Consider the following 14516-nt stretch of genomic DNA (forward strand, 5'->3'; position numbering starts at 1 on the left):
GTGGATGCCGGACGCGCGTGGTGCCGACGCGCGGTCCGGTCCCGGCCCGGCGGGGGCGGGGATACCGGCCGGGGCGGGACCGCAGCGGTCCCGCCCCGGTGAGGCGGTCAGGTACGCGACAGGGCGCGGTCGCTGACCGAGGACTGGAGCCCGAACTGCCGGGCCCGGCGCTCGGCGAAATCGGTCAGGCCCTGACTGTCGGCGTAGTCGAGGCTGTACAGGTCCAGCTCCAGCTGGAGCAGCTGCTCGGCGATCTGGGCGTGGAACTCCAGCACGTCGGGCGGCCACGGCGCGTAGCCCTGGTCGGTCCACCGGGCCGAGAACGACTCGAAGACGATCCCGTCGACGATCTCGGCCAGCCGGGGCAGCATGCCGAAGCCCCGGTTCGCCAGCAGGTACGCCGGCTCCGCCTCCTCCCGGATCGCGGCGACCAGGGTCAGCAGGTGCGGCACGTCCTCCGGGAAGGTCAGCTCGACGTTGAGCGTGTCCAGGAACAGCCCGGCGAAGCCCTGCGCGATCGCCTGCTTCGCCTGCCCCACCACGTGCGACACCCACCCGGGATGGTCGACGTGGACGAACGCGCCACCCCAGTCCGGGTTGCGTTCCTGCCGCTGCCAGGGCGCGGGCGGCCCCTGGTCCTCCGACAGCGACAGGTAGCCGAGGGTCTGCACGTCCTGCGCCGCGAGGTAGCGCAGCTCGGCCGGACGGTAGAAGTCCGGTTGCAGCACCACCCGTACGTAGCGGGTCAGCTCGGGCAGGCGGCCGTCGCCGTAGTAGAAGCAGATGGGGCGGCGGTTCATCACGTCCACCCGTGTTCCCGGTACCAGGCGAACGTGCTGCGGACCCCCTCCTCCAGGCTGACGCCCGGCTCGTAGCCGGTCAGCTCACGCAGCCGGGACAGGTCCGGGCAGCGGCGGGCGACCGATCCCGGTGGCGCGTTGCCGGGGGCGATGGCGGGGCTGACCCCGGCCACCCGCAGGACCAGCTTGGCCAGGTCGCCGATGTTGGTCTCCTCGCGGTCGTTGCCGATGTGCACGATCTGCCCGGCGGCGGCCGGTGCCGCCATCAGCCGCACCATCGCCTCGACCGCGTCGTCGACGTGGCAGAACGCCCGGAACTGGTCGGCACCGGGAACGGGGAACGGGTCGGCCCCACGCAGGGCGCGCAGCGACATCTCCGGGATGACGTGGTCGGCGCCCATCCGGGGGCCGTACACGTTGTGGAACCGGCCCACCACGGTCTCGAACCCCCGGGCCCGCGCCGTGTGCAGGAAGGCGGCCTCGCCGAGCAGCTTGCTGGCCGCGTACGCGAACCGGGGCGCGGCGATGTCGGAGATCATCGGCGGCACGGTCTCGTCCGTCGGCACCGGCACCACCCCGGCGGTCACGCCCCCGGCGTAGACCTCGCTGGTGGAGGCGAAGAAGACCCGCTCGTCCGGGGCCACCCAGTCGAGCAGGTGCAGCGCCGACAGGGTGTTGACCCGGATCACCCGGGCCGGGTCCTGCTCCACGTTGCGCACGCCGACGACGGCGGCGAGCAGGTAGATCTGGTCCCAACCGGTCGGCAGCGCCGCCCAGGTGGCCGGGTCGGTCAGATCGCCGGAGACCACCTGCACGGCCGGGTCGGCGCGCAGCCGGTCGAGGTCGGCGTCGTCGCGGCCCCGGGAGAAGTCGTCCACGATCGTCACCCGGTGCCCGTCGGCGACGAGCCGGCGGGCCAGGTGCAGGCCGATGAAGCCGGCCCCGCCGAGCAGCAGCGCCCTCATGCCGACACCGCCGTGGTGTTCGACGCGCCCGCACCGGCGGCGACGGTCGCGGCGTCCGCGCGGGCCGCCTCGGCGGGGGCCGGTGGCAGGTAGCCGAGCCCGGCGTAGCGGACCCCGGCGGCCAGCACCGCGTCTGCGTCGAGCACCCGCCACGAGTCGTAGACGAACGCCGGTGGCGTCGCGCCGAGCACCTCGGGCACCCGCAACGCCCGGTAGTCCGGGTGGTCGTTGATGATCAGGACGGCGTCCGCCTCGGTGAACGCCTTGTCCAGGCTGACCGGTTCGCCGCCGTACTGGCGGATCACGTCGTCGGTGACCATCGGGTCGTGACCGAGGACGGTGACCCCGGCGGCGGAGAACACCCGCATCATCGGCTCGATCGGCGTACCGCGCATGTCGTCGGTCGCCGGCCAGCCCTTGTACGCCCACCCGAGCACCGCCAGCCGGGCGCCGAGGCTGCGCCCGCGCGCCTCGACGAGCATCCGCACCACCGTCTCGCCGACGTGGATCGGCAGGTATTCGTTGAGCTGGCGGGCCTTGCCGACGAGGAACGGCCGGCGGTCACCCGCACTGTCGATCATGATGTACGGGTCCTTGGAGAGGCAGCCGCCGCCCACGTACCCGGGCTTGGCGAGATCGGGGCGCGGGTAGTCGACGTTGGCCGCCCGGATCACCTCCAGCGGGTCGAGGCCGTGCCGCTCGGCGACCAGCGCGATCTCGTTGCCGAACGCGTAGATCAGGTCGGTGTGGCAGTTGTTGGACAGCTTCACCAGCTCGGCGGCCTCCAGGCTGGAGACCGGGACGATGGTGCGGACCAGCCCGTTGAAGAACTCGGTCGCGGCGACCAGGCTGTCGTCGTCCAGACCGCCGATCACCTGCGGCAGCTCCACCAGCTCCCGCAGCGCCTGCCCCTGGATGGTGCGTTCCGGGGCCATCACCAGCTTCACCCGCTCACCCCAGGCGGCCTGGAGTTCCGGCAGCACCACCCGACGGCTGGTGCCCACCGGCACCGTGCTACGGACCACCACCAGGGTGTCCGGCCGGCAGCTCGCCGCCACCACCCGGGCGGCGGCGGCCAGGTTCGCCAGGTTGGGCCGGTGGGTCATGTTGTCCACCGGCGTCGACACGCTGATCACCGCCACGTCGACGGTGTCCTTCGGCAGGTCGGCGGCGACGTGGATGCGGGTGCCGAGGTGGGCGGCGAAGACGTCCTCGATGCCCGGCTCGAAGATGTGCGGCCGGCCGTGCGACAGCGCGTCCAGCACCGCCGGTGACACGTCGGCGCCGTACACCGTGAAGCCCTTGTCGGCGAGGGCGGCGGTGAGGGTGAGCCCCACGTAGCCCAGGCCCACGACCCCGATCTTCATGCTCATCTGCTGTCCTCTCGTGTGCGGGTGTGTCGTGAAGGGGGAGCGGTCCGTCGGCTCACCGCGCGTCGCCGGCGGCCCAGATGTCCTTGATCGAGGTGGCCAGGTCACGCACCGGTGACCAGCCCAGCCCGGCGGCCCGGCCGATGTCGGCCTGGATCCAGTCGACCGCCTGCGAGCGCTGCGGCCCGGCACCTGCCTCGCGGACCCGGCCCCGGTAACCCGCCGCGTCGGCCAGCAGGGCGACCGCCTCCCGGGCGGTGACGGCCCGGCCGCTGCCGGCGTTGACGATCCGGTGCCGCAGCGTCGGCGCGAGGACCGCCGCGACGACCAGCGCGGCCAGGTCCCGCACGTCGACGAAGTCCCGGTACGCCGACAGCGGCCCCAGGGTGATCTCGGTGGCCCCGTCGTCCAGGGCGGCCCGCAGCCGGGCCGCCGCCCGACCGAGCAGGTTCTCCTGCGACATGCCGGGGCCGATCGGGTTGAACACCCGCAGCGAGACCGCGTCGACCTCGCCGGCCTCCCCGGCGAGCTGGAACAGCCGGGTGCCGGCCAGGTGGCTGACGCCGTACGCGCTGACCGGGCGGGCGGGGGAGTCCTCGGTGACCGGGACCCGGTCCGGCACCGGCCCGTACTCGCCTGCCGAACCGAGCCGGACCAGCCGGGCCCGTGGTGCCGCGGCGGCGGTCGCCTCCAGCAGTTTCGCCGCGACCAGGGTGTTCGCCGTGACCAGTTGCCCGGCGGAGCCGGTGAGCGCGCCCACGCAGTTGACCACCGCGTCCGGGGCGACCTCCCGCAGCAGCCCGGCCAGCGCGTCCGGCGTGCCGTCGAGCAGGTCGTGGGTCGTCCGCCCCGGGCAGACCACCTCGGTCACCCGGGGGTCCGCCGTCAGCGCGGCGCGGGCGTGCCCCCCGATGAACCCGGACGCCCCGAACAGCAGCACCCGGGTCACGTCAGCTCCCCGGCGCCCACCACGCCCGTCAGGTCGGCGGCCAGCGGTTCGCCGACGGCCCCCACCGGCTCGCCGACGGTCGCCTCCACCGGGGTGGCCCCGGCCGGCAACAGGATCGGCTTGAGCTGGTGGAACGACCGGTTCGCCTCGTCGTAGTCCTCCGGCCGCCCGATGTCCAGCCAGAACCCGTCGAACGGGTACGTCATCGGCGGGTCACCGCTGGCGAGCAGGTCCAGCACGAGCTGGTCGAAGCCGAGGGCCAACCCGGCCGGGTAGGGCTCCAGGGTCCGCCGCGACATCCCGTACACGCCCATGCTGACCGGGTAGCGCAGCGCCGGCTTCTCCCGGAACCCGACGACCCGCCCGGCGTCCACGTCGAGCACGCCGAAGTCGATCCGGTGCACCCGTTCGGAGGTCGCCAGGGTCAGGCCCGCCCCGGAGCGCTGGTGGCTGCGCAGCAGGTCGCCGTAGTCCAGGTCGGTGAGGACGTCCCCGTTCATCACCAGGAACTCCTCGGGCAGCCGGTCCTTGAGGCCGAACAGCGGGCCGACCGTGGACAGCGGTCGGTCCTCCTCGATGTAGTCGATGGCCAGCCCCCACCGGTTGCCGTCGCCCACGAACGCCCGGATCAGCGGGCCGAGATGGTTGATCGCCAGGGTCACCGAGGTGAACCCGCGCGAGGCGAGCTGGTCGAGCACGATCTGCAGGATCGAGTGGCTGTCCCCGATCGGCATCAGGGGCTTCGGCAGCGTCGTCGTGTACGGCCGTAGCCGTACCCCTTTGCCACCGGCAAGGATCACCGCGTGCAACCGGACCTCCCCATAGGTCTCAAGTGGACTATCGGTAGTGCCGAACCTGCCCGATCACCGGAACCAGACCGAGCGCGAACAGCGCCTGGAGCAGCAGCACGCTGACCAGGTGCAGCGAGGTGTCGGTGAGCGGGTCGCCGCCCTGCCCGAGCAGCGGGGCGACGCCGAGCAGCGCACCCCCGCCGACGTGCAGCACGATCACGACCGTCATCGACAGGCACAGCCAGCCGTACCGGCCCTGACCGGCCAGCAGGAACGCCAGGTAGTACGCCCCGGCGAGCGCCACGTGGGCGGCCGTCATCACCACCCCGGCGGTGGACAGCACGCCGGCCCGGTCGAGCGCGACGAGCAGCAGCGCCCCGAACACCGCCGGCACCGCGAGGCACACCGCGAACTCCCGGCCGATGGTGCGCCAGATCCCGGCGACGAAGGTGCGCGGGAACCGGGCCCGCCGGGACAGGGCGACCCCGCTCGCCCAGAACCGGCTGGTCCGCCATTCGACGAACCCCATGGACAGGATCAGCGGCACCGCCGACGCCGCGACGTCCCACTGACCCAGCAGGTAGGGCGCCTGTGCGTGGAAGAGCAGCGCCGCCGAGCAGAGCCCGTACCCGGCGACGCCGAGCAGGGCGGGCCACGCCGGCCAGAGCGGGTCGCGGGGGGCCGGCTCGGTCGACCGGGCGGCGGACCGGGTGGCCCAGAGCCCGGCGGCGAACGCGGCCAGCACGCCGAGGGCCGCCGCGCCCACCGCCCAGCGGCGTGCCGTCCCCCCACCGGCGACCAGGAACACCCCGCTGGCCAGGACGGCCGGGACCAGCGCGACGGCCAGCCAGCCCTCCCGCCGGTAGAAGACCAGCAGGGTGCTGGCCAGCTGGTAGGCCAGTTGGCAGACCATCATCGCGGCCAGCGGCAGCCCGCCGTAGGGCAGCATCAGGGCACCGGCGGCCAGGCCGAGCAGCACAGCGGTCAGCGCGGCGATCCGCAGTACCCGGCTGGCCGAACGGGCCCGGCCCAGGCCGAGCAGGCGGAACGCCGCGTAGGCGACCACGCCCGACCAGATCCAGCCGACCGTGCCGGCGAGGATCATCCCGGCCACCAGCCCCGACCGTCCCACCACCGACAGCACGGCGGGGAACGCGGCGCTCGGCAGCACGTACAGCAGGCCGTGGGAGATCGTCCGCAGGTCGCCCCGCCGGTCCCGGCCGGCCCCCGGCGCGGCGGCCGGCTGTTCCTCGACGGCCGGGGCCGGGCCCAACCGCCGGAACACCTCGGCGGCGAGGACGAAGACGTCGCGGTAGCCGTACTCGACCTGGGCGGCCCGGTCGGTGTGCCCGTCCGCCTCCAGGGCGGCGGCGACCTGCAACGCGTCCACCGCGCGGGCCAACCGGGGCCGGACCCGCTCGACCAGGTCGTCCACCGGGTCGGTGGAGATCCGGGGCAGCAGGATGGTGCGTTCGGGGCTCTCGGCCGGCCCCGGCTCGGTGGTCATCGTGGCGACGGGGCGGAACAACGGATCGGTGCCGTCCGGGTCGGTGGCCCCGGTCATCAGCGACCACCGGTGGTACGCATGATGACGGTCGTCGTCTCGTCGTCGTCCGGGCCCGGGCCGGCCGGCTGCGGCAGCTCCGGCGCGGCCGAGTTCGGGTCGTGGCGGGTCCGGTACGCCGCCGCCGAGTACTGCTCGGGACCCCGCTGGCGGGGCACCCGCCCGGCCAGCGGCGACACCTCGGGCCGGGCGGTGACCGGGGTCGGCTCGGGCCGGGCGACGACGGGCGTCGCGGCGACGGGGGCCACCTCGGGCCGGACCGTGGGCACGGCGGCGGGGCGGGCGGCGACCGACGCCACCCCGGGTCGGGTCGGCCGGTTCGGCACCCGGACGAAACCCTGGGCCTGACCGCGCAGGTGCTTCGGCGCGGGCGACGCCCCACGCGGCGTGGCCAGCCGCTCGTAGATGTCGCGGTACGCCTGCAACGACCGTTGCAGGGTGAACCGCTCCAGCACCCGTTGCCGGGCCGTCGCCCCCAGCCGCAGCCGCAGGTCCCGGTCGTTGAGCATCGTGACGCAGGCGGCGGCGATCGCGGCGACGTCGCGCGGCGCGACCACGAAACCGGTGTCACCGACCGCCTCGGCGACCCCGCCGACGTTGGTGCACACGGTCGGCCGGCCGCACGCCATCGCCTCCACCACCGTGTAGGGGAAGCCCTCGGAGATGCTGGTCAGCGCCACCAGACTGCCCGCGTGGTACGCCTCGACGGCGCTGCCGACCCGGCCCTCCAGGACGGCGTGGCCGGTCAGCCCGAGTTCGTCGATCAGCGCCTCGCAGCTCTCGTGGTAGACCTTGTTGGCGGCCGGCGTGCCGCCGAAGATGCGCAGCCGGGCCTCGGGGATCTCGGCCCGTACCAGCGCGAATGCCCGGATCAGGGTGTGCAGGTCCTTCAGCGGGTCGATCCGGCCCATGAACGAGATGGTCGGCACGTCCGGCTCGCCGGCCGCGGGTGGGAACTCGTCCGGGTCGACGCCGTTGTACATCGTCCACATCCGCTCGGGGTCGGCGCCGTTGTGCAGCTGCCAGCGCCGGTTGTACTGCGAGTGCGGGGCGAGTGCACCGGTGATCAGGTAGGCCGCACCGGCGAGCGAGCGGAAGAAGCTCAGCACCAGCACCCGGACCGGGTGCGGCGCGTCGTCGTGCAGGTAGGAGATGTAGCGTTCGCGCAGGTAGATGCCGTGCTCCGAGAGCACCAGCGGGGTGCCGTACGTCCAGGTGGCGGCCATCCCGACGAGGGTGGCCAGACCGTTCATCGACGAGTGCACGATGTCGGCGCGTACCGGTGGCGCGCTCAACGGCCGCAGCATGTGCGAGATGAGCCAGGCCGCCTCCAACGCGTCGGCGACGGTGGGGGCCGGTCCGGTCTCCTCGACCCGCAGGGTGTGCCAGGCCTCCAGCATCATCCGCAGCGCCTCGTTGGACAGCAGGGCCGCGCTCAGGTCACCGCCGGCGGAGGCGTACTCGAACATGCCGCGCAGGGCCAGCAGGAAGGTGCTCCGGTTGACCGCACCGGCCTGGGAACGGGTCGACTCCAGGGGGGTGACCAGGGCCCGCAGGAACACCTCGTAGGACTGCATGAACTCGGTGCCGGGCCGTCCGGCGGGGACCAGCACCCCCCGCCGGGGGCGGCGGCCTGTCGGCCGGCCGCCCCACAGCGGGATCGAGTGCACACGGTCGAGGTTGGCCGGCCGGTCGAACACCGGCTCCTCGGTGCCGTCCACGGTGAGCGCCACGACCTCCCACCGGTAGTCCGGCATTCCCCGGATGAGCTGTTCGCACCAGATGCTCACCCCACCCATCGCGTACGGGTAGGTGCCCTCCGAGACCAGTGCGATCCTCACCAATTGCTCCCGTTTACCTTTGCTGTTCTGATGTCGCCGTCTCGCCCTACAGGCGAGGCGCGGCGGTGAACGTGACCGGGGTGTTCGCCGCCAGCGTCACCGGGACGGTGACGTCGGTGCCGTAGGTGCCGGCACCCGTGGTGGTCGCGGCCACGCCCCCGAGCTGGAGCGAGCCGGCGGCCGGCGAGGTCACCGTGATCTCACCGGTGGTCCGGTCGTAGATCGCCGACGCCCCGGCGCCGAGCGTGGCGAAGTGGGCCGTACGCGCCCTGGTGTAGGTGGCGATGTCGGTCCACGCCGAGTTCAGCAGCGGCACCGAGTAGTAGGAGCTGTACTTGGTCAGCACCGCGCCCACCCAGTCGGTGACCAGGCTGTTGCCCGAGCCGTAGTCACGCACGTTGGCGACGTGGAACGTGTGCGCGTAGATCGAGCCGGACGTCACGTGCTGCAGCCCCACCGAGGCCTCGTAGTCCAGGAGCTGGGCGTAGGTGCGGTCGGTGGGCCAGTAGGGGAAGTGGCCGTTCGGGCCGTAGAACGCGTTGTAGAAGTGCGTCTCCTCGGCCTGGTTGGTGGTGTGGTAGGCGATGTTGGTCGGCCAGCACGGCACCACGGCGATGCTCGGGTCCAGCGGGTGCGCGGTGGACGCGTTGAAGTGCGCCGGCACGTGACTGGCGAACGACATGTTGCCGGCCAGCGTGGTGATGCCGAGGTCGGCGGCCGCGTCGATCAGGTCCGGGTTGGACGCGGAGAGGCCGTGGTCGGTGAGCACGCCGCTGGAGTTGTTGTAGACCCCGAGGCCGGAGTACTCGGGGGTCTTCAGCACGCTGGCCGGCGGGTTCAGCCCGATCGAGGTGCCCGCGGTCTGGTTCGTGCTGATCTCGTCGTGGGTGGTGGTGTAGTCGGTGGTGTTCAACGCGGGGTGGGTCAGGGTGTGGTTGATCCACCGGAAGTTGTTCTTCAGGCACTTCGTGGTGGCGGTCAGCGTGGTGGCGTCGCCGTTCGGGCTGCACGTGTTGCCGGCGAACGGGTCGATCTCGGCGCCGTTGTAGGGAATGTTGAAGGTGAACCCGGACGCCAGCGGGTGCGCGGCGCGCAGCGCGGTCTGCTTGGCGTCGAGGTTGACCGCGTCGTGCCCGGTGGTCTGGAAGCCGGGGCTGTACTCGACGGTGCCGTCTTCCTTGTAGTGGTCCGAGAAGCTGAACCAGTCGTCGATGTCGACGTTGAGGTGGTGCTTCTGCTCACCGAAGTGCAGGCCCTTGGTCGCCCACCGGATCAGGCCGTAGACCAGCAGGTCCGAGTGGAGCAGGTACTGGTTCGAGGTGAACGTCAGGGCGAGGCGCTCCCGACCGTCGGTCGACGTCGTGCGTACGGCCAGCACGTTGGACCCGTTGGTCAGCAGGGCGTCGGCGTTGCAACCGCTCTTGATCGACGTCTTGTAGACGTAGGACTGCGTCACCGGGATCTCGGCGGTGCTCTTGAGGTAGTCGAAGACCCCGGCGCCGGCGGTGGTCAGGGAGACCGGCAGGGGGGTGTCGCCGACCGCGGTCTCACCCGCGGAGTTGAGGCAGTAGTCCTCCGGCCAGGTGCCGTAGCTGGTGTAGAGGGCCACCTGCCGGACCTGGAAGTTGCGCTCGTAGGCCCAGAGGGTGGTCCACTCCGTGCTGCTGAGGCCCTCCAGGTAGTTGCCGCCCGACTCGTAGATCAACATGCTGTTGGTGAGCAGGATCGCGTTGTACTTGCCGACTCCGTTGGAGTCGACGAGCGTGCTCGCCGAGAGGGTCTGGTTGGCGGTGTAGATGATGTCGTAGCTCGCGCCGACCCGGTCGAGGGTGGTGGTGAGCGTGGCTACGCCGAAGTCCGCCGTGTTGGTGGCCACGATCAGCGACCGGAGGGCGACCTTGTCGTTGATCGCCTGGGTGCCCACGCCGCCGCTGCGGGCACCCGACGACGGGGCGACCTTGACGGTGCCGGCCCGGGTGGGCAACGGGCCGGGGCGGGCCTCCTTCTTGCTGGCGACCTGGCCGAGGCCGGGTGCGCTCGGCGGCTGGGCCAGCGTGCGCGGCGCGGTCGGCGGCTGGGCGAGGCCCGGGGTCTGGGTGCCGAGCAGGACCGTGAGCGCGGTCAGCCCGGCGAGGGCGAATCGGTTCGCGCGACGGCGCGTAGGTCCGGTGTGGACCATGTGGTGACCTCCGATGAGGAGATGTGAACAATGCCGCCGATCCTGTATGGACCGGCGGGGTCGCCATCGAAGGCTAGCAATTATTGGTTCGGATTCCGCGCATGATCCTGTCGCATGTGGAGCATTGACGCAAGCGGGGTCGGGTGTTAGCGCCGTGCGTACGAAGTTGTCTTCCGGCAACGTGCTTTGCGCTGATCTTGGTGATGTTGCCGGTCGGTGTCAGGTGCGCTGACGTGCTCTTTTCCGAAGTGATCGAAACACCTCATTCACGTTCACTTCACACAGCTGTAGCGGACCGTGGCCAGAATGTGGTCGGCGGTCGGGTGCGGAACGTCGTGCACATCGGCCATTCGCTCGGGTCGCACCTGTCGCGGTGGGGCAAGAGTGGCCGATCAGTCCATGCTGGCCCGCCGATCAGCCGATTTTCCGGCCGTCCCTTCGGTTGGTGCCTGTCGCTGCGCCGACGGCGGATCGCGCCGGAGCGGGTCACATCCGACGTTCTCGCAGCTAGAAGCACGGTCAACCCGGTGTCACCCGGTTGCCGCTTGCGCCTTTTGTCGGGCAATCGCTTGATCGACGGCGCATCGCGGAGAATGTTGACTTTCTGCGGCACGGGCGGCGGGTGAACCCGTCCGGAAATGGCTAATACCACAGCGCTGACCGTCGAATCAGCCAGTTTCGGCAGAAGCGGTTCCCAGCGTCAGGAGTTGCCCATTCCCAGCCAATGGAAGCCCTTCGCTGTCTCGGCTATCAACGCGTCCGGAGCCAAATCGTTTTGCTGACCCGATCGGTTTCGTGGAAGTTCCACGGTGCGCAAATGCAGAAGTGGACGTGCGTCGGCGGAGTCGGTCGGCGCGACCTGATGAAACGGGCAGGCTGAGTCCGCACTCGACGCATCGGGCGGCCGGTCCGGCGGCACCGGTCGCGCAGTTTTCCCCGCACCGCCGGCCGGGTGACGTCAGGGCTGCCGCAGGTCGGGTGTGGTGGCCAGCAGGAGCGTCGAACCGGCCGCGAAGACGGCCGCGCCGACGAAGACCAGGGCCCGGTGCCGTGTTCGCCAGCGACCAGGCAAACACCGCGCCGGCCGCGACCGGCACCACCGTCTCGGCAGCGGCCCCGATCGAGCTGAGCGCCCCCTGCACCGTGCCCTGCTCGTCGGGGCGGACCAGCCGGGAGAGCCACGACTGAGCGGCGGCTCCCCCCACCGCGGCGAGGACGCCGACCGCCTGGAGCAGGTGGAGCAACCAGGGCACCGTCACGAACGCCGTACCCGCCAGCGCGACGACGCCGAGCAGACCGCCGACCACCGCGGCCCGCTTGTCCCCGAGCCGACGCACCACCGGCCCGACCGCCCTGGCCTGGAAGGGCGCCCCGGCGAGCGCCCCCGCCGCGAGCACGGTGCCGATCCGCGCGGTGCCCCAGGCGAACTGGTGGGTGAGAAAGAACGTCCAGGTCGACTGGTGGACAGCGGCGGCGGCATCCTCGGTGACGGCGGTCGGCAGGGCGGGCAGGGTCGGCACGATCAGCCCGAGCATGTCCAGGACGACGGTGCCGAGGAGGAACGAGAGGGCGGGCGGGCTGCCGGCCCCGGCTCAGCCCCGGCAGCCGGCCGGGCTGTCGCCGCCCGACGGCACGGAGGCGACCACCGCGTCGGAGATCGGGGTGAGCCACTGCAACGCCCCCTCGTACGCCCGGGGCACCGTCACCGTGACGGCGGTCTCCCGGTCGAGCGTGGTGAGCACCGTGGCGTCCGACCGCTCGTCGGCGTACCAGCAGACCCGGTTGACGGTCCACACGTCGGCGGTGGCGTCCACGGTCGGCTCGGCACCCCCGCAGGCCACGGTCAACGCCGGGTCACCGTAGGCGGCGTTCTGCTCGGCGCCGGCGGTCACCGGCCGCTGGGCGAGGTCCCGCACGGTGGCCGGCAGTTGCGACACCAGCGCCCGGCACACCACACCGGGCCGTTCGGCCAGCGCCGGGGCGGGCATCTCGACCGGGGCGCTGGACCTCGGCCCGGCACTGCTCGGCGACGCCTCCGGCGCGGCGACCGGTGCTTCCGGGGAGAGCTTGGCGAAGGTGAAACCCGCCACGGCCACCGTCACCGGCACGGCGACCAGGGTGGCCCAGAGCGCGGCCCGCCGGGTCGACCGGTCCGTCGCCGGCCGGTCGGCGGTGGGCGCGACGTCGGTCGGGGTCTCGGGGGAGGAGGTATTCTCGTCCACTTACAGGCGCACCACCGAACACGTGAGGGTGCGGGTGATGCCGGGCACCATCTGCACGTTGCTGACGATCAGTTTGCCGAGTTCGTCGACGGTGTTCGCCTCGGTGAGGACGACCACGTCGTACGGCCCGGTGACGGCGTCGACGCGTACCACGCCGGCAAGATCCGCGATCAGGCCGGCCACGTCGCGCGCCCGGCCCACCTCGGTCTGGATGAGGATGTACGCCTGTACCACGACTCGACCTCCGTCCGTCGCCGCCAGGGGCGGCCCGAAGGGTGAAAATACCCTACGGAGCAGGCGTGATCCCTGGCGGTGGTCGCGGTTGGGCAGCTAGCGAGCGTGTCGGAAGGAAGACATGGGTGTCACGGACGTGGGCGAGTTCGGCCTCATCGACCGGGTGACCGCCCGGCTGACGTACGGATCGGCCTGCCTGCTCGGGCCGGGCGACGACGCCGCCGTGGTGGCCGCCGGCGACCGGCGGGTGGTCGCCTCCACCGACGTGCTGGTCGAGGGACGGCACTTCCGGCGGGACTGGTCGGGCGCGCGGGACGTCGGGCACCGGGCGGCGGCGGCCAACCTCGCCGACATCGCCGCCATGGGCGCCACCCCCACCGCCCTGCTGGTGGCCCTGTGCATCCCCGCCGACCTGGACACCGCCTGGGTGGAGGAACTGGCCGACGGGTTGGCCGCCGAGGCGGCGCTGGTCGACGCGGGGGTGGTCGGTGGGGACATGTCCGCCAGCCCCACCCTCACCATCGCGGTGACCGCTCTCGGCGACCTGGCGGGCCGGGCACCGGTGGTCCGCTCCGGCGCCCGCCCGGGTGACGTGGTGGCGCTCGCCGGCCGCACCGGCTGGGCCGCCGCCGGGCTGACCGTGCTCTCCCGGGGATTCCGCACCCCGCGGGTGCTGGTCGAGGCGTACCGGCGGCCGGAGGTGCCCTACCGGGCCGGACCGGAGGCCGCCCGGCTCGGCGGCACCGCCATGATCGACGTGTCGGACGGGTTGCTGGCCGACCTGGGCCACCTGGCGAAGGCCAGCGGTGTCGGCGTCGACCTGCGCCGGGACGCCTTCGCGGTGCCGCCGCAGATGCGCGACGCCGCCCAGGCGCTCGGCGTCGACCCGTACACCTGGATCCTGGCCGGCGGCGACGATCACGCCCTGGTCGCCACCTTCCCGGCGACGGTGGCGCTGCCGGACCGGTGGCGGCCGGTGGGCCGGGTGGTCGAGGGCGGCGGGGTGACCGTCGACGGTGACGTGTACGACGGACCGGCAGGCTGGGACCACTTCCGGTAAGGGGCGGTCGTACCCTTCCCCCGTGAGTGAGATCGAGATCCGACCGCTGGGCTTCGACTCGCCAGCGGCCCAGACGCTCATCCGGGCGACCATGGCCGACCTGGGCGTCCGGTACGGCGGCAGCGGCGACGAGACCCCCATCGACCACACCGAGTTCGTCCCGCCGCACGGCGACTTCCTCGTGGCCCACCTCGACGGCGAGCCGGTCGGCTGCGCGGGGTGGCGCAGCCACGGCGCGGACGCCGCCGAGCTGAAACGGATGTACACCACCCCGGCCGTGCGGGGGCGCGGGGTGGCCCGCGCCCTGCTCGCCGCCATCGAGGAGTCGGCCCGCCGGCACGGGCGCACGCGGATCATCCTGGAGTGCGGTGACCGGCAACCCGAGGCGGTCGCCCTCTACACCTCGGCGGGGTACGAGCGGATCGCCAACTTCGGCTACTACGCCGACGCCCCCGGCTGCCTGTCGTTCGGCCGGACGCTCTGACCGGTCGTACGACGCGCCGGTCCCGCCCGCGGCGGCCGGGGCCGGGGCGGCGGCCCG

The 14516-nt window shown here is 72.5% G+C and carries 13 protein-coding genes; 2 read left to right on the forward strand and 11 right to left on the reverse strand.

Annotated elements, in window-relative coordinates; genetic code table 11:
* Nucleotides 1-107 precede the first annotated feature (107 nt).
* From ACN268_RS28655 to ACN268_RS28705, 11 genes are all read right to left on the reverse strand, one after another.
* The gene (locus ACN268_RS28655) at nucleotides 108-800 is read right to left on the reverse strand and encodes a hypothetical protein (protein ID WP_421486097.1); all 693 of its coding nucleotides are present in this window, start codon (nucleotides 798-800) and stop codon (nucleotides 108-110) included.
* Entirely contained in the window at nucleotides 800-1765 is a 966-nt protein-coding gene (locus ACN268_RS28660) for an NAD-dependent epimerase/dehydratase family protein (RefSeq protein ID WP_421486098.1), read from the reverse strand. The genes ACN268_RS28655 and ACN268_RS28660 overlap by 1 nt, the downstream gene beginning before the upstream one ends.
* Nucleotides 1762-3138, reverse strand: coding sequence for a nucleotide sugar dehydrogenase (locus ACN268_RS28665; protein ID WP_421486099.1), 1377 nt, complete (start codon nucleotides 3136-3138; stop codon nucleotides 1762-1764). Before ACN268_RS28665 ends, ACN268_RS28660 begins: the two co-directional genes overlap by 4 nt.
* A gap of 52 nt (nucleotides 3139-3190) precedes the next feature.
* Complete coding sequence (locus ACN268_RS28670; protein WP_421486100.1) at nucleotides 3191-4084, reverse strand: NAD-dependent epimerase/dehydratase family protein; 894 nt, start codon at nucleotides 4082-4084, stop codon at nucleotides 3191-3193.
* Complete coding sequence (locus ACN268_RS28675; protein WP_421487021.1) at nucleotides 4081-4884, reverse strand: sugar phosphate nucleotidyltransferase; 804 nt, start codon at nucleotides 4882-4884, stop codon at nucleotides 4081-4083. The genes ACN268_RS28670 and ACN268_RS28675 overlap by 4 nt, the downstream gene beginning before the upstream one ends.
* Before the next feature lie 37 nt (nucleotides 4885-4921).
* Nucleotides 4922-6439, reverse strand: a complete 1518-nt coding sequence (locus tag ACN268_RS28680) for a hypothetical protein (RefSeq protein ID WP_421486101.1) — start codon at nucleotides 6437-6439, stop codon at nucleotides 4922-4924.
* Nucleotides 6439-8280 carry a GT4 family glycosyltransferase PelF gene (gene pelF, locus ACN268_RS28685; protein WP_421486103.1) on the reverse strand — a complete coding sequence of 614 codons (1842 nt, stop codon included), beginning with the start codon at nucleotides 8278-8280 and terminating at the stop codon, nucleotides 6439-6441. Before pelF ends, ACN268_RS28680 begins: the two co-directional genes overlap by 1 nt.
* 46 nt (nucleotides 8281-8326) lie before the next feature.
* Nucleotides 8327-10459 (reverse strand): hypothetical protein, encoded by a 2133-nt coding sequence (locus ACN268_RS28690; RefSeq protein WP_421486105.1) that lies wholly within the window; start codon nucleotides 10457-10459, stop codon nucleotides 8327-8329.
* A 668-nt stretch (nucleotides 10460-11127) separates the two neighbouring features.
* Nucleotides 11128-11994 (reverse strand): MFS transporter, encoded by an 867-nt coding sequence (locus ACN268_RS28695; RefSeq protein ID WP_421486107.1) that lies wholly within the window; start codon nucleotides 11992-11994, stop codon nucleotides 11128-11130.
* A 57-nt stretch (nucleotides 11995-12051) separates the two neighbouring features.
* The gene (locus ACN268_RS28700; protein ID WP_421486109.1) at nucleotides 12052-12681 is read right to left on the reverse strand and encodes a DUF3515 family protein; all 630 of its coding nucleotides are present in this window, start codon (nucleotides 12679-12681) and stop codon (nucleotides 12052-12054) included.
* Nucleotides 12682-12915 (reverse strand): Lrp/AsnC ligand binding domain-containing protein, encoded by a 234-nt coding sequence (locus ACN268_RS28705; RefSeq protein WP_088646044.1) that lies wholly within the window; start codon nucleotides 12913-12915, stop codon nucleotides 12682-12684.
* A gap of 121 nt (nucleotides 12916-13036) precedes the next feature.
* On the opposite strand from ACN268_RS28705, the gene ACN268_RS28710 reads away from it, so the two are divergent.
* Entirely contained in the window at nucleotides 13037-13975 is a 939-nt protein-coding gene (locus ACN268_RS28710; protein WP_421486111.1) for a thiamine-phosphate kinase, read from the forward strand.
* 22 nt (nucleotides 13976-13997) lie between these two features.
* Entirely contained in the window at nucleotides 13998-14459 is a 462-nt protein-coding gene (locus tag ACN268_RS28715; protein WP_421486113.1) for a GNAT family N-acetyltransferase, read from the forward strand.
* Nucleotides 14460-14516 lie beyond the last annotated feature (57 nt).

The sequence above is a fragment of the Micromonospora sp. WMMD735 genome, assembly GCF_049178995.1.
GTDB classification, from domain to species: Bacteria; Actinomycetota; Actinomycetes; order Mycobacteriales; family Micromonosporaceae; genus Micromonospora; species Micromonospora wenchangensis.